Annotated in this window: 13 protein-coding genes and 1 other RNA gene; 6 read left to right on the top strand and 8 right to left on the bottom strand. The window is 40.9% G+C overall.

Annotation, left to right across the window (positions count from 1 at the left end):
* Positions 1-81: 81 nt before the first annotated feature.
* The gene (gene cysZ, locus B0183_RS02595) at positions 82-837 is read left to right on the top strand and encodes a sulfate transporter CysZ (protein ID WP_078208285.1); all 756 of its coding nucleotides are present in this window, start codon (positions 82-84) and stop codon (positions 835-837) included.
* Positions 838-921: 84 nt separating this feature from the next.
* On the opposite strand, the gene ffs is transcribed toward cysZ, so the two are convergent.
* The 5 genes from ffs to frdA form a co-directional block, all read right to left on the bottom strand.
* Positions 922-1,020, bottom strand: an RNA gene (ffs, locus tag B0183_RS02600) — signal recognition particle sRNA small type.
* Between the two features lie 135 nt (positions 1,021-1,155).
* Positions 1,156-1,500, bottom strand: coding sequence for a fumarate reductase subunit FrdD (frdD, locus tag B0183_RS02605; protein ID WP_021112084.1), 345 nt, complete (start codon positions 1,498-1,500; stop codon positions 1,156-1,158).
* A 13-nt stretch (positions 1,501-1,513) separates the two neighbouring features.
* Positions 1,514-1,909: a fumarate reductase subunit FrdC gene (gene frdC / locus B0183_RS02610; protein ID WP_016528237.1), complete on the bottom strand. Its 396-nt coding sequence runs from the start codon at positions 1,907-1,909 to the stop codon at positions 1,514-1,516.
* Positions 1,910-1,921: 12 nt separating this feature from the next.
* Positions 1,922-2,692 carry a succinate dehydrogenase/fumarate reductase iron-sulfur subunit gene (locus B0183_RS02615; RefSeq protein ID WP_021112083.1) on the bottom strand — a complete coding sequence of 257 codons (771 nt, stop codon included), beginning with the start codon at positions 2,690-2,692 and terminating at the stop codon, positions 1,922-1,924.
* Between the two features lie 6 nt (positions 2,693-2,698).
* A complete protein-coding gene (frdA, locus tag B0183_RS02620) occupies positions 2,699-4,483 on the bottom strand; it encodes a fumarate reductase (quinol) flavoprotein subunit (RefSeq protein ID WP_005712726.1) in 1,785 nt (594 codons plus the stop codon).
* 815 nt (positions 4,484-5,298) lie between these two features.
* On the opposite strand from frdA, the gene B0183_RS12990 reads away from it, so the two are divergent.
* Positions 5,299-9,702 carry an ESPR-type extended signal peptide-containing protein gene (locus tag B0183_RS12990; protein ID WP_078208286.1) on the top strand — a complete coding sequence of 1,468 codons (4,404 nt, stop codon included), beginning with the start codon at positions 5,299-5,301 and terminating at the stop codon, positions 9,700-9,702.
* 404 nt (positions 9,703-10,106) lie between these two features.
* Here the strand turns inward: B0183_RS12990 and gyrA are convergent, their stop codons facing one another.
* Positions 10,107-12,773 (bottom strand): DNA topoisomerase (ATP-hydrolyzing) subunit A, encoded by a 2,667-nt coding sequence (gene gyrA / locus B0183_RS02640; RefSeq protein ID WP_005714123.1) that lies wholly within the window; start codon positions 12,771-12,773, stop codon positions 10,107-10,109.
* Between the two features lie 313 nt (positions 12,774-13,086).
* On the opposite strand from gyrA, the gene B0183_RS02645 reads away from it, so the two are divergent.
* Positions 13,087-13,974: a tyrosine-type recombinase/integrase gene (locus B0183_RS02645; protein ID WP_021112079.1), complete on the top strand. Its 888-nt coding sequence runs from the start codon at positions 13,087-13,089 to the stop codon at positions 13,972-13,974.
* 92 nt (positions 13,975-14,066) lie between these two features.
* Here B0183_RS02645 and gap read toward each other — a convergent pair whose 3' ends face one another.
* Complete coding sequence (gap, locus tag B0183_RS02650; RefSeq protein WP_078208287.1) at positions 14,067-15,086, bottom strand: type I glyceraldehyde-3-phosphate dehydrogenase; 1,020 nt, start codon at positions 15,084-15,086, stop codon at positions 14,067-14,069.
* A gap of 229 nt (positions 15,087-15,315) precedes the next feature.
* Between gap and msrB the strand changes: the two genes are divergently transcribed.
* A complete protein-coding gene (gene msrB, locus B0183_RS02655) occupies positions 15,316-15,711 on the top strand; it encodes a peptide-methionine (R)-S-oxide reductase MsrB (protein ID WP_005714128.1) in 396 nt (131 codons plus the stop codon).
* 81 nt (positions 15,712-15,792) lie between these two features.
* Here the strand turns inward: msrB and ompA are convergent, their stop codons facing one another.
* A complete protein-coding gene (ompA, locus tag B0183_RS02660) occupies positions 15,793-16,890 on the bottom strand; it encodes a porin OmpA (protein ID WP_021114630.1) in 1,098 nt (365 codons plus the stop codon).
* A 403-nt stretch (positions 16,891-17,293) separates the two neighbouring features.
* Here ompA and ydiJ point away from each other — a divergent pair, with 403 nt between their 5' ends.
* Positions 17,294-20,386 (top strand): D-2-hydroxyglutarate dehydrogenase YdiJ, encoded by a 3,093-nt coding sequence (gene ydiJ / locus B0183_RS02665; RefSeq protein ID WP_078208288.1) that lies wholly within the window; start codon positions 17,294-17,296, stop codon positions 20,384-20,386.
* 332 nt (positions 20,387-20,718) lie between these two features.
* Positions 20,719-21,138, top strand: coding sequence for a hotdog fold thioesterase (locus B0183_RS02670; protein ID WP_021119500.1), 420 nt, complete (start codon positions 20,719-20,721; stop codon positions 21,136-21,138).
* Positions 21,139-21,270 lie beyond the last annotated feature (132 nt).

Consider the following 21,270-nt stretch of genomic DNA (forward strand, 5'->3'; position numbering starts at 1 on the left):
AAAATTGAAATTTAACACTTTGTGAAAATGTATGCATAGCTTACCATATTTCTTTTAAAAATTTGAATAGAAAGGTTAATTATGTCTTCGCTATTTTCTACCCCAGAAACACAAATTGGTGCTGGTTTTCACTATTTCATCTATGGTTGGCGATTAATGTTACAGCGTCAGTTAATGCCATTTATTATTTTTCCTGTAATTATCAATGCAGTGTTGATGATTAGCCTAATTTGGCTCTTTTTTGCCAATGTAGGGGGAATGTTAGATTCGCTCTTGCCTTCATGGTTAGAATGGTTGAGTTTTATCCTTATTCCATTAGCTTTTTTAATGGTTTTAGTCGCTTTCTACTTTGCTTTCACCACTTTAGCGAATTTTATTGCTGCCCCATTTAATGCGTTACTCGCAGAAAAAGTTGAGCAACAACTCACTGGTGAAAATCTCACGGAAATGAGTTTTAACGAAATGCTAAAAGATGTACCTCGTATGCTCAAACGTGAGTGGCAAAAGATGTGGTATAGCATTCCACGTTTGGTTGCCTTATTTTTATTAGGTTTTATACCTGTTTTAGGGCAGACTATTATCCCTATTTTGACATTTATTTTCGGGGCTTGGTTAATTGCAATTCAATATTGTGACTACCCTTTTGATAATCATAAAATTCAATTTCAACGTATGCGAAATGCATTAGCACAATATCGTACAATGAATTTTACTTTTGGGGCTTTGGTGAGTATTTTTACGATGTTGCCATTTATTAACTTAGTGGTAATGCCTGTCGCCGTGTGTGGTGCTACAGCAATGTGGGTTAATGAGTACAAAAGAGCTCTGCATGATTAACGGAAAGCCGACATTAACAGAGGAACTAATCTTATAAAGCAGTGCGTATGTTTTCTTCTCCCAAAAGACTAGTTAAGGGAGAGGAAACTTTAAGCATAGACTCGGCACTTAGCTATTCTAATTCTGGCTGCTTTCTTCCGAACCTGACCAAGTAAATTAAAGACTACTGCGAGAAGCCCAAAGTTTCCTCATAGAAAGACATCTACATTTATACTGTAGATGTCCTAATTATATGAGCTTATCTCAAAGAAGACAAGAAAAATGTCTACTATAAATAGCTATTTCTTACAGGGAATAGCTGCTCAACAAGACTTTAACTTATAAATTAATCACCGCAAAAATCACTAATACACTATAAAGTGCAGATAAACCATAGAAAATCCAACCGCCTGCAGGAACGTGAATTTTAAAGTCGTGTAAACCTAAGTGAACACGGTGCATACCACACCACATTGGGAAAATCAGTAATGCAAGAATTGCTAATTTACCGATCCAAGTGTGTGCAAATGCAATAATATTATCTGGTGTAATCAGTCCGAATGGCAGTAAGAAACCTAAGATTAATACAAGTACAGGGAAGAAGATTGCACTAATAGCACCGCCAGCACCGAAAAGTAGCCATACTGCAGGTTCATTTGAACGTGGAGGATTAAGTTTATCCATTTTTATGCTCTCCCTATACCAAGATTAAAGCTAAAAGGCTTACGAAAGCAGTAATACCCCAAAATACGCGAGAAACGAGTTTAACGTCAATACGTTCATTTTTCACGATAACGTTCATCATTTGAGGTGCCATACCAAAGAAGGTAAAGCTATTTAATAATACTGCACCAAGGGTAATAATATTTAAAACTACCACTAATGGATTTTGTAAGAATGGAATGAAATTCTCTACAAATCCGTTCTCTTTTCCTAAGCATGCTAAGCCGTAGAAAAGCACTAAACAGAACCAAATGGTAGGAACAGAGGTACTTTCACGCAAAACGTAGAATTTGTAAAAATCTAACGCTTTCCACCAAGTTGGTTTCACTTCACGCACATATTTTTTGCGTTTACTTGCTGTTGTTGTCATTTTACTCTCTCCTTACTTTTGCGGTTTTAACATTGCAAAGACATAATCTTTAGCACTTTCGATCTTACCTTGGTTTACCGCAGAGGCTGGACCAACATGCTTCGGACAAACTTCAGAGCAGTAGCCGACGAATGTACAGCTCCATACACCGTTTTTGCCGTTGATAATTTTCATACGTTCCGCTTTACCATTATCACGGTTATCTAGGTTGTAACGGTGAGCTAAGGTTAATGCTGCTGGACCAACAAATTCAGGGTTTAAGCCAAATTGTGGGCAAGCGGCATAGCATAAACCGCAGTTAATACACATTGAGAAGGTACGGTATTTCTCAAGTTGTGCTGGGGTTTGTTTGGTACGGCTTTTCGCAAGCTCTGCTGATGGGTGTGGTTTGCCATCAAGTTCAGGCGCTTTGTTGTCAATAATGTATGGCTTGATGCTTTCTAAACTTTCGATGAAGTGGCTTAAATCAACAACTAAGTCACGTTCAATCGGGAAGTTTGCAAGCGGTTCAATTCGCATATAACCCCTGTAATCGCGTAAGAATGTTTTACATGCAAGCTTTGGTTTGCCGTTTACCATCATACCGCAAGAGCCACAGATCGCCATACGGCAAGACCAACGGTATGAAAGCTCTGGCTCTAATTCATCTTTGATGTAGCCAAGTGCATCAAGTAACGAAGTTTGGCTATCGTAAGGTACTTCATATTTTGATAAGTACGGTTCGTTATCTTGTTCAGGGTTATAACGAAGTACTTCTACCGTCATTTTACTTTGGTTAGTCATCTTCTGTTACTCCTTTTTCGCTGCTTTTTCTTGAGCTTCTGCTTCTGCACCATAAACACGTTTAGCCGGTTGTGATGTGGTAATTTTCACGTCGCTGTATTTGATTGTTGGTGCGCCGTCTGCATTGTAGAATGCAAGGGTGTGTTTTAAGTAGTTCACATCATCACGTTCAACGTAGTCTAAACGTTGGTGTGCACCACGAGACTCTTTACGTTCTACCGCAGAAGATGAGATAGATTGTGCTACGTCAAGGATATAACCAAGTTCAATTTTGTAGAGCAAGTCTGTATTAAATACACTTGAGCTGTCTTTCACTTTGATACGTTTGTAACGCTCTTTTAACTCTGCAATTTTCGCTACGGTTTTTTCCATACTTTCTTGAGTACGGTAGATACCACAGCCTTCTTCCATTGAGTCGCCCATTTCGTTACGGATTTGTGACCAAGACTCTTCACCCTCTTGACGGGCTAAGGCATAAACACGTTCTAAGACATCTTTTGCTTGAGCGTCAATTACGGCTTGATTACGAGCGGTCGCTTCAACAGCACGTTTTGCAGCCATTTCACCTGCAACTTTACCGAATACCACAAGTTCTGCTAATGAGTTAGAACCTAAGCGGTTTGCACCGTGTAAACCAGAAGATGCACATTCGCCCACTGCAAATAAGCCTTTGATACAGGTTTCTGCGTGCTGATCAACTTCAATACCACCCATTGTATAGTGAACAACTGGACGAACTGGAATTGGTGCTTTCGCTGGATCTACGCCTTCGTAGGCTTGTGCTAATTCACAGATAAATGGCAGACGTTCGTGTAAATATTTTTCACCTAAGTGACGTAGGTCAAGGTGAACCACATCAACACCTTTGGCAGTTTTTAAGGTGTTACCTTTACGCCACTCTTGCCAGAATGCTTGGGAAACTTTATCACGAGGGCCTAATTCCATATATTTATTTTCTGGTTTGCCAACTGGAGTTTCTGGGCCTAGACCATAATCTTGTAAGTAACGGTAGCCATCTTTATTGACTAAGATACCGCCTTCACCACGACAACCTTCGGTCATTAAGATACCTGTGTTTGGTAAGCCTGTTGGGTGATATTGTACAAATTCCATATCACGAAGTGGCACGCCGTGGCGATACGCCATTGATAAACCGTCACCCGTTACGATACCGCCGTTGGTGTTGAAACGATAAGCACGGCAACCACCACCTGTTGCGATAACTACCGCATTTGCATTGATCTGAACGAAAGTTCCTTCCATCATATTCATTGCAACACAGCCACGCACTTGACCATCATCAACGAGAATATCCACGACAAAATGCTCATCAAAACGGATAATTTGCGGATATTTGATTGAGGTTTGGAATAGGGTATGCAATAAGTGGAAACCTGTTTTATCGGCTGCGAACCAAGTACGTTCAATTTTCATACCACCGAAACGACGAACGTTCACATCACCATCAGCTTTACGGCTCCACGGACAGCCCCAACGCTCTAATTGCGTCATTTCAACTGGCGAGTGTTCTACGAAATATTCAACAACATCTTGTTCACAAAGCCAGTCGCCACCTGCCACAGTATCGTGGAAGTGTTTATCGTAAGAGTCTTCCTCTTTAGCGACTGCCGCCGCCCCACCTTCTGCAGCAACCGTATGGCTACGCATAGGATAAACTTTTGAAATTAATGCAATTTTCAAATTCGGGTTAGCTTCTGCTGCTGCGATTGCGGCTCTTAAACCACCGCCACCTGCACCCACAATTGCAACATCTACATTGACAGTTTGCACGATTTCCTCCTTGGGAAAGTAAAGTATATAAACCTAATATGGAAGCATTTTGCCATTAATTTGGATATTTTATAATGAATTTTTACAATTTTGTAACACAAAAAAAATAGTTTTGTGATCTATCTCAAAAAATAATTTTCAGAATGCTATGTAGTGATAATTAATCTCATTAAGTAGGTGATTTTTAAGGATATTTGAGCATTTAATACGGAAATATCTTTCACTTTATTCTCAGATTTTCGTTTGATTTTTAGCATTTCATCTACATAATGATGTTGTATAATTGATAGCGTTCTAAAATGGAAGAGGATATACCAATGCAATATAAGTAGACAAAAGAGTTGGTTTTAATTATTTTTCCTAATTATTACCAACTCTTTTTATTTAAAAAATCCTTTATAAACATAATCTTATGCTTTTTCGTTAATCCATTATGAACCGATAATTTCTGCTTCAGTTCTTTAAATAACCCTTCCAACCGATTTGTTGTTTTTTCTATATTTAAATAAGTATATTCTTCAAAAGTGAGCTTAACGCCTTGTACTATAAGGCTTTAGCCCACTTTTTACCAACACTTTTGTCTACTATGCCAACTAGCGACAATAAGCAACCAAGTTTCCAAAAGATTTCCGCCTATTATTTCTAACTTTTTGGACAATTGACAATAAAAGTTGAAAAATTCTTGTTATTTTATCTTTAGTTTTGTGTCAATCATTGTTTTTTTTTACAATAGCGTGCGGGGACATTTGTGCACCCTGAAAATGTAAATAAAGGTTTACGATGTTTTATTAGGAAAAGCGGTAGAGAAGATTATTATGAATAAAATATTTAGAGTTATTTGGAGTCATGCTCAACAGGCTTGGGTGGTTGTGTCTGAGTTAGTAAAGTCTCATACCAAAACATCCGCTTACACGGATAAAAGAGCTCAAGTATGCACCTCACATTATTTTTTAGATAAACAGCAAGATAAATTTAAATTAAGTCTTTTAAGTCTAGTATTAATTGCCATCGGGAGTAGTTCAGAAGCGGAAGGGAGAACTGTTGTCTCAGGCGAAGGCGCCAATGCGACAGGTGAACAAGCAATTGCAATAGGTAACCTTGCTATTGCAAGTGGGGGACAATCTATTGCTATCGGGGCAGATACCAAAGCGACGGGGTATGGCTCCATATCAATCGGTGGAGATGATTTAAATACAACGAAATATCAAAATAGTAACTATTCCAGAACAACAACTGCGAGTGGTAAAGCCTCTATTACTATTGGGGGTATGTCTGTGGCTGTGGGCGAAGGATCTATTGTTGTAGGTCCTATAGCATATGCAAGTAATGTTGAAGGCATTGCTATCGGTGCGAGTAGTAAGTCTACCGCTGATTACGGTATTGCGGTTGGTGGTAATGCAAATGCTGGAAGCTACGCCGTTGCTTTTGGTAAAAGTGCTACTGCAAGTCAAGTAGGAGCTTCCGCATTCGGTGAAAACGCAAAAGCAACCGCAGAGCGTGCAACAGCATTGGGGAATAATGCGATAGCAGATACGAAATATGGCGTTGCTCTAGGTTATCAATCCAAGGCTAGTCGTGATTCAGAGCAAGCAGGTTGGACACCAGATAGTACAAATTATTCTATTAACGGAAGTACATTATCTGCTACGTATGCAGCGGTAGCAGTAGGTGATGGCACCACCGTCACTCGTCAAATTACCAGTGTTGCTGCAGGTAAAGAAGATACTGACGCAGCAAACGTGGCGCAATTAAAAGCACTGACTTTAAAGATCAGTGGCGATAAAAATACGCAGGGTCACACAACATTTTATAACGAAACGCTCTCAATTGTAGGGGCTGATGGTATTAGTACGGCAGTTGAGCAGGGAAATGGCAATACAAGAATTACCGTTACTGGCTCAAAAACGTATTTTCATACTAACTATGACGATCAGTCTCAAGGTCAGGGAGATCCTACGACTAATTTCGGCACAATTACTGACAAAGCTGGAGCTACAGGAACCTATGCAATAACAGCGGGGGTAAATGCCTCTGCGACTGGAAATTATGGTATTGCGATGGGTTATAAAGCCTCTGCCGGTGGTAGGAGCTCTGTTGCTGTGGGTGAAGAGGCAAAGACAACACCAGACAGATCAACCGCACTTGGTAATAATACCGTTGTCACCGTGGGCGGCGGTGTGGCATTAGGTTATGGATCTAATGCAAATATAGCTGGCGGTGTAGTGGGGTTAAAACAAGCTCATTCTGTCACAACGGGAGCAAGCACTGACGCTAACGGCTTTAAATCCACACAAAAGGTTGATGGTAATAATATTGGTGCGGTTTCTGTCGGTTTAGCAGGTAATAAACTCATCAAACGTCAAATCGTCAATGTGGCCGCAGGTACACAATTAACTGATGCAGTAAACGTGGCACAACTTAAATCTTTGACGATGAAAATTGCAGGCGATACAGGCAATTCTAATAATGAGACAGTGGGTATTTGGGATGGTACGCTTAAAGTGCTAGGCACAAATGGCGAAATCAAGACCAAAGCGTCTGGCTCAACCATTACAGTATCCCTAGATGATGCAATCAAAACTCAACTCCATAATGCTCGAGCAGGAAGTTTGATATTCAAAGGCGAAAAAACAGGTACAGGTACAGGTACAACAAATGATACTTCGGGTCAAAAATGGAAGGCTAACGAAGATAAGACCGTTACCATTACAAGTAACGCAACATACCAAAACGGTGGTGGTGTTCGATACAAAGGCGATAACATTGAAATTTATCGTAAAAATCTAGAATTCCATGTGTTGATGAAAGATGCACCAACATTCAGCAGCGTTCAATATGGCGATAATGGACCTAAGATTACCAGCACTGGCGGTAATCTAAAAGTAACAGGTGCAGACAGCACTTCCCCAGTTAAGATCACCAATTTACAAGCAGGTACACAAAATAACGATGCGGTGAACTACATGCAATTTTCAAATGCTGGTTGGAAACTTGCAATTGCTCCAGGAACGGGGGGTCAAGCAACTCCACCTGGGGCACATCTTATCAGAATGAACGATACCGTAACCTTTACCGCTGGAAATAATATTAAATTAGAACAAAATAACGGAAATATTACGATTTCTACGATTGGTAAGTTAATTAAAGAGACTAAAACCTTAGATAATGGCGATCTAAAAATTACCTATACAGATAATACGGATAGCATCATCAAAAAAGGTGAAAAAGGAGATACAGGTCCTAGAGGTGAAACAGGCCCTGCGGGTCCAGTGGGTCCAGCAGGTGCTCAAGGTCCAGCAGGACCACAAGGACCGCAGGGAACAGCGGGTGCTAGGGGACCTAAGGGTGACCGAGGAGAAACAGGCCCAGCGGGTCCAGCAGGGGCTAGGGGTGAGCGAGGCGAACCAGGACAAACGGGTCCAGCAGGACCACGAGGCCCTGTGGGTCCAATGGGGCCTGCTGGTCCAAAAGGAAATGATGGAGCTCCAGGTGCTAGGGGAGAGAAAGGTGAAACTGGCCCAGCGGGTCCAGCAGGTCCTGCGGGTCCAGTAGGTCCTAGAGGCGAAACAGGTCCTAGGGGTGAGAAAGGTGATACGGGTCAAACGGGGCCAGCAGGGGCTAAGGGTGACCGAGGAGAAACAGGCCCAGCGGGTCCAGCAGGACCACGAGGACCGCAGGGTGACCGAGGAGAAACTGGCCCTGAGGGTCCTAAAGGAGATGCAGGTCCTAGAGGTGAAACAGGCCCTGCGGGTCCAGTGGGTCCAGCAGGTGCTCAAGGTCCAGCAGGTCCAGCAGGTGCAACTGGCCCTGCAGGTCCAGCAGGGCCTAGAGGCGAACAAGGGCTTCCAGGGGTAGCAGGTCCTAGGGGTGAGCGAGGCGAAGCTGGTCCTGCTGGTCCAGCAGGACCACGAGGACCGCAGGGTGAGCGAGGAGAAACTGGCTCTGCAGGTGCAACTGGACCTACGGGTCCAATGGGACCACGAGGACCGCAAGGAATACCGGGTACTCCGGGACAGAAGGGGGATAAAGGCGAACCAGGACAAGCGGGTCCAGCAGGACCACGAGGCCCTGTGGGTCCTAAAGGTGATGCAGGTCCTAGAGGCGAAGCTGGTCCAGTGGGTCCAGTAGGACCACAAGGTGCAATAGGCCCTGCGGGTCCAGCAGGGGCTAAGGGTGACAAAGGTGATACGGGTCCTGCGGGTCCAACGGGATCACAAGGCCCTGCGGGTCCAGTGGGGCCTAGGGGTGAACCGGGTCCTGAAGGTAAGCAAGGTATTCAAGGACCTGCGGGTCCAACGGGACCACAAGGATCGCAAGGAATAGCGGGTACTCAGGGACCTAAGGGGGATAAAGGCGATCCAGGACAAGCGGGGCCAGTGGGTCCAGCGGGACCACGAGGCCCTGCGGGTCCAGCAGGGGCTAAGGGTGAGCAAGGAGAAACTGGTCCTGCGGGTCCTAGGGGTGAACAGGGTCCTGAAGGCAAGCAAGGTATTCAAGGACCTGCGGGTCCAACGGGACCACAAGGATCGCAAGGAATAGCAGGTACTCAGGGACCTAAGGGGGATAAAGGCGATCCAGGACAAGCGGGTCCTAAAGGAGAAAAAGGAGATACAGGTCCTAGAGGCGAACAAGGGCTTCCAGGGGTAGCAGGTCCTAAGGGCGATAGAGGCGAAGCTGGTCCAGTGGGTCCAGCAGGACCACAAGGACCGCAGGGAACAGCGGGTGCAAATGGTCAGAATATTTACAATATGAGCGTGTCTGGAGATTTAAGCGACATTACTTCAATTAGTAATGGCGATACTAAGGTATCTTTAGGTAAAGATGAGAAAGGAAATCCAGTTGTAAATATGAATGGATCAAGAATTACCAATATAAGCGATGGTAGAGAAGAGGGAGATGCAGTGAATGTGCGTCAACTAAACAAAGTGGTTTCTTCTGTGAATACAGGATTTAATCAATTATCAAGAGATATTGGTCGTGTTGATGTTAATGCAAGAGCGGGGATTGCTTCTGCTGGGGCGATGGCTAATTTGCCACAAATTTATTTACCAGGTAAAAGTGCTATTTCTGTTTCTAGTGCACAATATCGCGGGCAATCTGCCTATGCTATAGGTTATTCCAGAACTTCTGATAATGGCAAATGGCTTATTCGAGCGTCTGTTAGCAGTAATACTCAGCGGGATACTATGATTGGAGGAGGGGCAAGTTTTGTGTGGTAATCTAGCACCTATAAATTAGAATTTCATGCTCAATGCCATTGTTATTTTAACAATGGCATTGTTTGGCGTAGTAGACAAAAGTGTTGGTTTTAATTATTTTCCCTAATTATTACCAACTCTTTTTATTTAAAAAATCCTTTATAAACATAATCTTATGCTTTTTCGTTAATCCATTATGAACCGATAATTTCTGTTTCAGTTCTTTAAATAACCCTTCCAACCTATTTGTTGTTTTTTCTATATTTAAGTGAGCATATTCTTCAAAAGTGAGCTTAAAGCCTTGTACTATAAGGCTTTAGCCCACTTTTTACCAACACTTTTGTCTACTATGCCTAGGACAATCCCAATAAAAATAAGGCATTATCTTACAAAATATTAAGGCTGTGAATCACAGCCTTAATAAATTATGCTTCTTCAACAGATAAATTTTCTATACCGTCGTCTTCAATTTCACAGATTCGTTCAAGGCTGACAACATGTTCGTCTTCTGCGGTACGAATAATACGAACACCTTGGGTATTACGTCCTACAAGGCTGACTTCGTTTACACGAGTACGTACTAATGTACCGGCATCGGTAATCAACATAATTTGGTCATTTTCTTCAACCTGAACTGCTGCAACCACTTTACCGTTACGTTCATTCACTTTAATTGAAACCACCCCTTTTGTTGCACGAGATTTGACCGGATACTCACCTAAGGCAGTACGTTTACCATAACCGTTTTGGGTAACGGTTAAGATTTCACCTTGAGTATGTGGAATTACAAGGGAAACCACTTTATCGGTGGTTAAGTTAACACTTGAGGCTTCTTCAGCTTCTTCGTTTTCAACAGTTTCAATATCGACTTCTTCAGCATCATCGACTGAAATTTCGGTTGTTGCTAATTTAATACCTCGAACCCCTGTTGCAACACGCCCCATTCCCCGCACTGCAGTTTCTGCAAAGCGTACCACTCGACCTTGTGCCGAGAACAACATGATTTCACTCTCGCCATTGGTAATATCTACCCCGATTAATTCATCACCCTCGCGAAGTTTTAATGCAATTAGACCGCTTGATCTAACATTACTAAATGCATCGAGCGAAACTTTTTTCACCGTACCACTCGCCGTTGCCATAAAAATAAATTTATCAGCGCTAAATTCACCATTTGGAACGGGAAGAATTGCAGTGATACGCTCATTCTCCCCTTTTACAAGTGGAAGAATATTTACGATTGGCGTACCTCTTGCACCACGGCTTGCCTGTGGTAATTGATAGACTTTTAATTGATATAAACGACCACAGCTTGAGAAGCAAAGAATGGTATCATGAGTATTAGCTACCAATAATTTCTCAATGAAATCATCCTCTTTCATTTTCGTTGCTGATTTACCTTTACCACCACGACGTTGCGCTTCGTAATCCGATAACGGCTGATATTTCACATAACCAGCGTGCGATAAGGTCACAACTACATCTTCTTGAGCAATTAAATCTTCTAAATTAATATCGCCTGAAGCCGCAGTAATTTCAGTGCGACGCTCATCGCCAAATTCGGCTTTGATTTTTTCAAGCTCTTCACGGATGACTTCCATTAAACGCTCTGAGCTATTTAAAATGTGTAATAACTCGCTGATTTCTACCAATAATTCTTTGTATTCGTCTACGATTTTTTCATGTTCTAAGCCTGTTAAGCGGTGCAAGCGAAGCTCTAGAATTGCACGAGCTTGGTCTTCCGATAAATAATATTGCCCGTCACGTACGCCGAATTCAGAGGCTAAATCTTCTGGACGAGAAGCATCTACACCCGCTGCTTCAAGCATTGGTGCAACATTACCTAACGACCACGGACGATCCAATAAACCTTCACGTGCTTCATCGGCAGTTTTGGAATTTCGAATCAGCTCAATCACAGGATCTATATTAGCTAATGCAATCGCTAGACCTTCTAAAATATGTGCACGTTCACGTGCTTTACGCAATTCAAAGACCGTACGGCGTGTTACAACTTCACGACGGTGCATCACGAAAGCTTCAATAATCTGTTTGAGATTGAAAATTTTTGGCTGACCATGATCGAGTGCCACCATATTGATACCGAAAGTCACTTGCATTTGTGTGAGAGCGTACAAATTATTGAGTACCACTTCACCAACAGCATTATTTTTGATTTCAATAACAATCGAAATCCCTTTTTTATCAGAATAGTCTTCAATACTTGAAATACCTTCAATACGCTTATCACGCACCAATTCGGCAATTTTTTCGATTAAATTCTTTTTATTAACTTGATACGGCAATTCCGTGACGACAATCTGCTCACGGCCTTTTGAAGTTGTTTCAACACTGGCTTTGGCTCGTACATACACTTTGCCACGACCTGTACGATAAGCATCTTCAATCCCTTTACGACCATTAATAATCGCCGCCGTTGGGAAATCAGGACCGGGAATATGTTGCATCAACTCTTCAATCGTAATTTGTTCGTTTTCAATATAAGCTAAGCAACCGTTTAACACTTCATTTAGGTTATGAGGAGGAATATTGGTTGCCATACCCACGGCGATTCCCGAAGAACCATTAACAAGCAATGCCGGAATTTTAGTCGGTAATACATCAGGGATCATCTCTTTACCATCATAGTTTGGAGAGAAATCCACTGTTTCTTTATCCAAATCCGTTAACAATTCTTGCGTAATCTTCTGCATACGCACTTCGGTATAACGCATTGCCGCAGGCGCATCCCCGTCAATCGAACCAAAGTTCCCTTGACCATCTACCAACATATAACGAAGAGAGAACGGCTGAGCCATACGCACAATCGTATCATACACCGCAGAATCACCGTGAGGGTGATATTTACCGATCACATCACCGACTACACGTGCCGATTTCACATAAGGTTTAGATGATACGTTACCGCTTTGATCCATAGAAAAAAGTACGCGTCGATGAACGGGCTTCAAACCATCTCGCACATCTGGTAACGCTCGCCCAACAATCACAGACATTGCATAATCAAGATAGGAATTTTTTAGTTCCTCTTCAATACTGATAGGAATAATATCTTTAGCCAATTCACTCATTAAAATTTCCTAATTGCGTTGTAAACATACCTAATTATTTCTATAAGCTATTCAATTATTAAGTGAAAACCTTCTATAGAAAGAAGGTTAATTATAACATTTTAAATAATCAACTTCAATATAAAAGTTGATTATTTTTAAGATAAAAAACATATAAAATATATTACGAACTTACTTTTAACAGTGATAAATTTAGAATTATTTTTAATAGGAGGATCAATAAATATAAGATATAATATTTAATATCAATTTTTTATCAAAAAATTTTCAATCATAAGAATATAAAACCATTTAAATTAATAATGAGGTAAAAATGTCAACTAATATTAAATATAATGTTATTTCTAAGTACAATCATGAAAATAATATAGAGAAAAACATATTTAAATTATTAACTAGAAAACAAAGAAAAGAAATTAGAATCTTTGAATCTTATTTATTTGAACAAGAGAGAGCCCAAAACACTATCCGTTCATATATTGCTGGAGTTACTAAGTTTTTTATAGGCTATAAAGAAATAAATAAAACAAATCTTATTTTATATAAAAAATATCTCATTGAAAATTATTCACCACAAACAGTAAATATAAGAATATCAGCAATAAATTATTACTTATCATTAAAACAAATGGATCATTATAAATTAAAGCATATTCCATTACCTAAGTATCATTTTACAGAAGGAATCATGTCATTTCCAGAATACAAAACTCTATGCGATTATTTAAAGGAACATAATTTACGTTATTACTTTATTGTAAGGTTCTTAGGAAGCACTGGAGCTAGAATAAGTGAACTAGTAAAATTCACAATACAAGATTTAGAAAAAGGATATGCTGAATGCCATTCTAAAGGAAAATTTAGAAGAATTAATATTCCTCAAAGCCTGATTAATGAATCTCGTGAATTTTTTCAAAATCATAAAAAAGAATTATTCCTGAATAGATATGGAGCACCTATTTCAGCTAGAGGTATTGCTCATAATTTGAAAATATACGCAGAAAAGTGTGGTATCAGAAAAGATGTTGTCCACCCTCATAATTTTAGGCATTTCTTTGCTATACAATTTTTAAAGAAAAATAATAATATTGCTTTATTAGCCGATCTGTTAGGGCATTCAAATGTAAATATGACTGCTTTATATCTAAGACTATCTCATTCAGAACAACGTGAGGCTATAAATAATGCAGTGAATTGGTAATTTATTATATACTACTTCATATAGGCTTATTTCTATATAAAAAAATGGCAATATAGATTTATATATTGCCATTTCCAATATTACTATTTTAATTAGCCTTTGTAGTTGTAAACGTGAGCAACTAAGTCTAATACTTTGTTTGAGTAACCAGTTTCGTTGTCATACCAAGAAACAAGTTTCACGAATGTATCTGTTAATGCGATACCTGCATCTGCATCAAATACAGAAGTTTCAACTGCACCGTTGAAGTCTGTTGATACTACTGCATCTTCAGTATAACCTAAAACGCCTTTTAATTCGCCGTTGAATGTTTTACCTTCTGCTGCATCTTTGATCGCTTTTTTGATCTCTTCGTAGCTTGCTGGTTTTTCTAAGTTTACAGTTAAATCAACAGCAGATACGTTTGCTGTTGGAACACGGAACGCCATACCTGTTAATTTACCGTTTAATGCTGGTAATACTTTACCTACTGCTTTCGCTGCACCTGTTGAAGATGGAATGATGTTTTGTGCCGCACCACGACCACCGCGCCAGTCTTTTGCTGATGGACCATCAACAGTTTTTTGTGTTGCTGTTGTTGCGTGAACAGTTGTCATTAAACCTTCTTTGATACCAAATGTTTCGTGGATAACACGAGCAAGTGGTGCTAAGCAGTTTGTTGTACAAGAAGCGTTAGAAACGATGTCTTGACCAGCATAAGCGTTGAAGTTTACACCGTTTACGAACATAGGTGTGCTATCTTTAGATGGACCAGTTAAAACGACTTTTTTCGCACCAGCTTCGATGTGTTTACGAGCAGTTGTATCGTCTAAGAATAAACCTGTTGCTTCAACTGCGATATCCACACCAATCTCATTCCATTTTAAGTTAGCTGGGTCACGCTCAGAAGTAACACGGATTTCTTTACCGTTTACAACTAATTTGCCGTCTTTTACTTCGACAGTGCCATCGAAACGACCGTGAGTTGAATCGTATTTGAGCATATATGCCATATACTCAACATCAATTAAGTCGTTGATACCAACTACTTCGATGTCATCACGTTTTTGTGCTGCACGGAATACGATACGACCGATACGGCCAAAGCCGTTAATACCAATTTTAATTGCCATAGATTTTCTACCTATATTAAAGTTAAACAAAATTTGTTCTTTCCTAGAAATAGGAAAAGCAGGAGGATTATAACACAATCTTTCCCTTTTCTGACAACTAAAGAACAGAGCAAAATATAGCAGATAAATTTTATGTGATCTATGTCAAATTTTTTAAAACCCTCTCTTGCTTTTAACTAAAAAAAGTTAGAATAATTGGTAACAAACCAATAAGAGAAAAGGATTTAAAATGATTAAAGATATTAGTGAATTAACCGAAGAACAGATTGAAATTTGTTTAAATGCAGGTACAGAAAAACCTTTCAGTGGTAAGTTCCTAAAAGAAAATAGGGTGGGGACATATCGCTGTGTTCGTTGCCATAATGCGTTATTTCGTTCTGATGCCAAATTTGATGCTGGTTGTGGCTGGCCAAGTTTTTATGAAACAATCTCGGAGTCTTCATTACGTTATGTAGATGATTATAGTTTAGGCAGACATCGTGTTGAGATTCGCTGTGGCAATTGTGATGCCCATATGGGACACGTTTTTAAAGATGGGCCTCAACCTACAGGATTACGCTTCTGCTTAAATTCTATTGCATTAAACTTTAAGTGGGATCAAACTGGTGAAGAAATAGATGGGTAAAATAAAGTATAAAAGTTTCTCGGCATAATAAAAATGCCCGCTTTTGCGGGCATTTTTTAAGTTTCTTGGATTCAAAAGTGATTACATAGAAACTTCTTTTGAACCTTGAACTTGGATTTCAACACGGCGATCTGGTGCTAAGCAAACGATTAATGCTTTACGACCTTTAACTGCGTCACATGTGTTACCAGTTACTGGGTTAGCTTCACCGTAACCTACCGCTGTTACGTTAGCTGGGTTAACACCTTTAGAAACGATGTAGTTTGCTACTGTTTCTGCACGTTTTTGTGAAAGAGTTAAGTTGGCAGCATCTTTACCAATACGGTCTGTGTAACCGTTTACTTGTACAGCAGGGTTTGCTAAACCTAAATTTACGATCTCAGTGTGTGCTGCGTCTAATGTTTGTGCTGCAGCTGGTTTTAAGTTCGCTTTACCGAAGTCAAATAATACATCTGAGCTGAACGCGAAGTTTTTAGTTACAACTTCTGGTGCTGCTGCAACTGGTGCTGCACCTTGACCAAAGCGATATGAAATGCCTGCGGTCACAGAATGAGAATCTGGGCTATAGTTGTAAGTTGCTCTACGATTCTCTTTCATTTCAGCTTTAGTGAAGTTACCTACATTGCTCAACCATTGATATTCAACACGGAAAGCTAATTCAGGAAGAATCGCATACTCAACACCTGCACCAACGATTAATGAAGTTTTTAAGTTATGCGATTTAACTGGTTCTCTTGTTTGGAAGTAACGTTTGTAATCATTACGAACTAATGCAGCACCAACTTTACCGTAAACATCTAAACCGCTTAATACTTCATAGCTTGGTTTTAAGCTTAAGTGTGTACCGTGTGCAGAGTGTTTGAATTCACGGAATTCTTGTTTGTTACCACGAACACGACCGAAATAATCGTAACCTAATTCAACTGCTAAGTTGTCGATGATTTGGTAACCGCCAAACACACCGTAAGTTACAGAGTTACGGTTAATACCGTATCCATTAGCGCTAGTTGCATAACGAGCATCGTTCTTATATTTAGAGTTTAATTGGTTAATATCATTGTGGAATGTTGCCCAACCTGCTTTAGCACCAACATAGAAAGAGTCAGCTTGTGGAGCTGCGTTTGCTACTGATGCAACTGCTAAACCTGATACTGCTAATGCAATTAAAGATTTTTTCATTTTGATGATCCTCTATTATCGTCATCTAATTAAACAAAATTCTTAGCGTAATCATTACGCTAAGGCTTTAATTACGCTTTCTATCCTTCAATACGAAAAGAAAGTCGGAATTTAGATTATATTTTACTAAAAAAAATCCGAAATTCAAGCGAACTTTTTCAAAGAAACTGTTTCAAGGCTGAAATTTCTTACATTCCTGTCTTTTCTTTCTTAAAGATCGAGGCAAGAATATGCTTATTATCCCATTAACGTAAAAGAAATCAATTTATAAGCATTCAAGGATATGTAAGTAAATGTAATAAATTGCAACTTTTTAAATGCTTTGCTAATTTTTTTGTAGTAATTTTCATTAAATGAAAATCTTGCTAATATCTCGTTAAAATTTTAACAGATTAAAAAAACTATGATCCCACGCCTTGCAAACATCCCCCAACTGAATCCACTTGTTCAGCAATATTTAGCTGAACTCAAACAGCAACATTTCAGCGGTGATATTGCGTCAAACTATGCTGATCGCCTTTCTCTTACCACCGACAACAGCGTCTATCAGCAACTGCCCCAAGCGATTTTGTTTCCGAAATCCGTTGCTGATGTGGTGATTTTAACCAAACTGGCACAAAAAACCGCATTCCAAGCCTTAACCTTTACCCCGCGTGGTGGCGGTACTGGCACGAACGGGCAATCGCTGAACAATAATATCATTGTCGATCTCTCTCGCCATTTAACGCAAATTTTGGAACTGAATGTACAAGAGCGTTGGGTGCGAGTGCAAGCTGGCGTGGTGAAAGATCAGCTTAATCAATTTCTCAAACCGCACGGGCTATTCTTTTCCCCTGAGCTTTCAACCAGCAACCGAGCAACCTTAGGCGGAATGATCAACACAGACGCTTCGGGGCAAGGTTCGTTGCAATACGGCAAGACTTCCGATCATATTTTGGCGATTAAAGCGGTGTTGATGAACGGCGATATTTTGGAAACACAAGCGGTCAAAACCGATGATTTTTTTGCAAATGTCGATCAACTTAATCTCACGGCAAATGGTAAAAAATTACATAGCGAGATCTTCCAACGTTGCCAAGCGTTACGCCCGACCGTGCTGAAAGAACTACCGCAACTGAACCGCTTTTTGACGGGTTATGATCTGAAAAATGTGTTTAACGACGATCTCTCCGAATTTAATTTAACCCGTATTCTCACTGGCTCCGAAGGTTCTCTTGCCTTTATTTGCGAAGCTAAGCTCAATCTTCTTCCACTTCCTGAATACCGCACGCTGATTAACATTAAATATAATTCCTTTGATGCGGCGTTACGTTCCGCCCCTTTTATGTTGCAAGCGCAAGCCCTATCGGTTGAAACGGTGGACTCCAAAGTGCTGAACCTTGCCAAACAAGATATTGTGTGGCATTCGGTATCGGATTTACTCAGTGAAGATGAACACAATCCGATTTTGGGGATTAACATTGTTGAATATGCTTCAAATGATAAGGCTCAGAATGAAGCGCGGATTGCCAAGCTGTGCCAAGCTCTAGATGAGAAAATCCAAAACGGCACAAGCGGTATCATCGGCTACCAACTTTGCAACGATTTGGCTTCGATTGAAAAAATTTATGCAATGCGGAAAAAAGCGGTGGGTCTGCTGGGCAATACAAAAGGTTGGGCAAAACCGATCGCTTTTGTGGAAGATACCTGCGTACCGCCTGAACATCTGGCAGATTATATTGTGGAATGTCGCCAACTGCTCGACGATCACGGCTTAGATTACGGTATGTTCGGACACGTCGATGCAGGGGTATTGCACGTTCGTCCTGCCCTTGATTTATGCGACAAAGCACAGGTTGCCAAATTCAAGGCAATCTCCGACCAAGTGGTTGAATTGACTGCAAAATACGGCGGTTTGATTTGGGGTGAACACGGCAAAGGTATGCGTTCTGCCTATGGCGAGCGGTTCTTCGGCGAAACCTTATGGAAAGAGTTGCGTTATATCAAACAGCTTTTCGATCCGCAAAACCGCTTGAACCCGGGTAAAATCTGTACGCCGTTAGATAGCCAAGCCAGCCTTTATCCGATTGACTCGCAAATGCGTGCCGATCTAGACAGACAAATTCCTATTCAAGTGCGAGAAGCCTTTAAAGGGGCAATGAATTGCAACGGCAACGGTTTGTGCTTCAATTTTGATGTACACAGTACAATGTGTCCGTCAATGAAAGTGTCGGGCAACCGCCTATTTTCACCGAAAGGAAGAGCAACGTTAGTGCGTGAATGGCTACGTTTACTGGCGGAACAAAATGTTTCCCCTGATGAGTTGATCTTTGAAAAACAGCAAACATCGGCGAAATTAGTCGATTTTGCGAAGAAAATCCGCAATCAGTGGCGAAAATCACAAGAGTATGATTTCTCCCACGAAGTGAAATCGGCAATGGATACTTGCCTTGCTTGTAAAGCCTGTGCCAGCCAATGTCCGATAAAAATTGATGTACCAACGTTCCGTTCACAATTTAACGAACTTTATCACCGCCGTTACCTGCGTCCGCTGAAAGATTATGTGGTGGCAAACCTCGAATTTGTTGCACCGATAATGGCAAAACAGCCGAAGTTGTTTAACTTTTTCAGTGCCAACAAACTGGCTGAAACCGTTGTAAGTAAAACCATCGGAATGGTCGATCTACCAGCCTTATCCGTGCCGACATTACAGCAACAGTTAGTTGAAATCGGCTATCAAGGCAAAACCTTGGAAGAACTAGAACAGCTTGCGACAAGCGGTCAGTTAGACACAGAAATTTGCAAATATGTCCTTGTGGTACAAGATCCCTTCACCTCTTATTATGATGCCAAAGTGGTGGCGGACTTTGTTCAGCTCGCCCAAAAACTCGGCTTCAAAGCGATTGTGTTGCCGTTCAACCCAACGGGTAAAGCTCAACATATCAAAGGCTTTTTGCACAAGTTTGCCAACACCGCTCGTACACAAGCCGAATTGTTAAACCGTGTTGCCAAATTAGGCATTGCAATGGTTGGCGTTGATCCTGCCTTAACCTTGATTTACCGTGAAGAATATCGCCAAATTTTAAAAGACGACTGTGGAGAATTTAAGGTGTTACTGGCTCACGAATGGCTGTTGGCTCAACTGAAAAACGGCTCTCTAGACCATTGCAAAAAATCAGCCGAAACCGATCGCTTACCGTGGCACTTATTTGCACACTGTACCGAAAGCACCTCGCTTCCAAACAGCTTGAAAGAGTGGCAACAGATTTTCGCCCATTTCGGCGAAACCTTAACGGCGGAAAATATCGGCTGTTGCGGAATGGCAGGCACATTCGGACACGAAACCAAGCACCTTGCAATGTCAAAAGGCATTTACGCACAATCGTGGCAAGTTAAGTTGCAAGGCAAAACCTTATCCCGTTGCCTTGCCACTGGCTACTCTTGCCGTAGCCAAGTGAAACGAATGGAACATCAGCTACTCAAACACCCTGTGCAAGCATTGTTGGAAGTGATTTGACCTAGATAAAAAATAGGCATAAAATAAAAACAGGAACGGCGGTCACCATTCCTGCTCGGTTTCACTGCTTAGCCAGCGCTACCCTTAAGTAACAGGCATAGCAGAATAACAATTAACCACAAAAGAGTGCGTTTCATTGTTTTTATCTCCACGGATAACATTAAACGTAAAGATCTACTAAAACAGCTCGCTAGGTGCTTACTGGCGGACTGATTTTTCGCAGATCCGCCTCTGTTTTATTATGTTTAAACAATAAAACATTGGGAAAAATTATACACAAAGCCTGTTTATTTGAACAGGCTTTTGTTTTATCTATATACGGAAAACACAAAATGATTTGGAAAAAAAACACAACAATTGAGCAACTTAATCAACTCTGCCAACACTCTGCTATTTCGCATTTAGGCATTGAATTTACCGCTCAGCAAAACGATAGTCTAGAAGCGACCGTGCCTGTCGATCACCGCACAACACAGCCATTCGGCTTATTACATGGCGGTATTTCTGCGACTTTAGCGGAAACCTTAGGCTCTGCAGCTGCATTACTTTGCTGTGAAGAAAACCAAATCCCTGTCGGTACAGAATTGAATATCAGCCATTTAAAAGCGATAAAAAGCGGAAAAGCCACGGGCAGAGCAACACCGTTACATTTAGGCAAAGAGAGCCAAGTGTGGCAGGTGGAAATTCGAGATGATGCACAACAGTTATCTGCCGTGGCAAGATTAAGTATTAAGCTACTCTCCCAAAGATAAAAACAAAGCCCCAAACGACCCTATCCCAAATTCTGTGCAAACACCCATTTCAACTTAACGGTGATCGTCTAGGCGATCACCAAAATCAATCATAAATCGATTCATCGCCAGTTTCCAGTTCTGAATCGGCAT

The organism is Glaesserella parasuis (assembly GCF_002015085.1).
In the GTDB taxonomy this organism is placed as follows: Bacteria; Pseudomonadota; Gammaproteobacteria; order Enterobacterales; family Pasteurellaceae; genus Glaesserella; species Glaesserella parasuis.

Excerpts from the sequence above, each read along its gene's own strand:
- ydiJ (WP_078208288.1), top strand. The coding sequence starts at position 17,294 with ATGATCCCACGCCTTGCAAACATCCCCCAACTGAATCCACTTGTTCAG.
- B0183_RS02645 (WP_021112079.1), top strand. The coding sequence starts at position 13,087 with ATGTCAACTAATATTAAATATAATGTTATTTCTAAGTACAATCATGAA.
- B0183_RS02615 (WP_021112083.1), bottom strand. The coding sequence starts at position 2,692 with ATGACTAACCAAAGTAAAATGACGGTAGAAGTACTTCGTTATAACCCT.
- gyrA (WP_005714123.1), bottom strand. The coding sequence starts at position 12,773 with ATGAGTGAATTGGCTAAAGATATTATTCCTATCAGTATTGAAGAGGAA.
- gap (WP_078208287.1), bottom strand. The coding sequence starts at position 15,086 with ATGGCAATTAAAATTGGTATTAACGGCTTTGGCCGTATCGGTCGTATC.
- msrB (WP_005714128.1), top strand. The coding sequence starts at position 15,316 with ATGATTAAAGATATTAGTGAATTAACCGAAGAACAGATTGAAATTTGT.
- cysZ (WP_078208285.1), top strand. The coding sequence starts at position 82 with ATGTCTTCGCTATTTTCTACCCCAGAAACACAAATTGGTGCTGGTTTT.
- B0183_RS12990 (WP_078208286.1), top strand. The coding sequence starts at position 5,299 with ATGAATAAAATATTTAGAGTTATTTGGAGTCATGCTCAACAGGCTTGG.
- ompA (WP_021114630.1), bottom strand. The coding sequence starts at position 16,890 with ATGAAAAAATCTTTAATTGCATTAGCAGTATCAGGTTTAGCAGTTGCA.
- frdD (WP_021112084.1), bottom strand. The coding sequence starts at position 1,500 with ATGGATAAACTTAATCCTCCACGTTCAAATGAACCTGCAGTATGGCTA.
- B0183_RS02670 (WP_021119500.1), top strand. The coding sequence starts at position 20,719 with ATGATTTGGAAAAAAAACACAACAATTGAGCAACTTAATCAACTCTGC.
- frdC (WP_016528237.1), bottom strand. The coding sequence starts at position 1,909 with ATGACAACAACAGCAAGTAAACGCAAAAAATATGTGCGTGAAGTGAAA.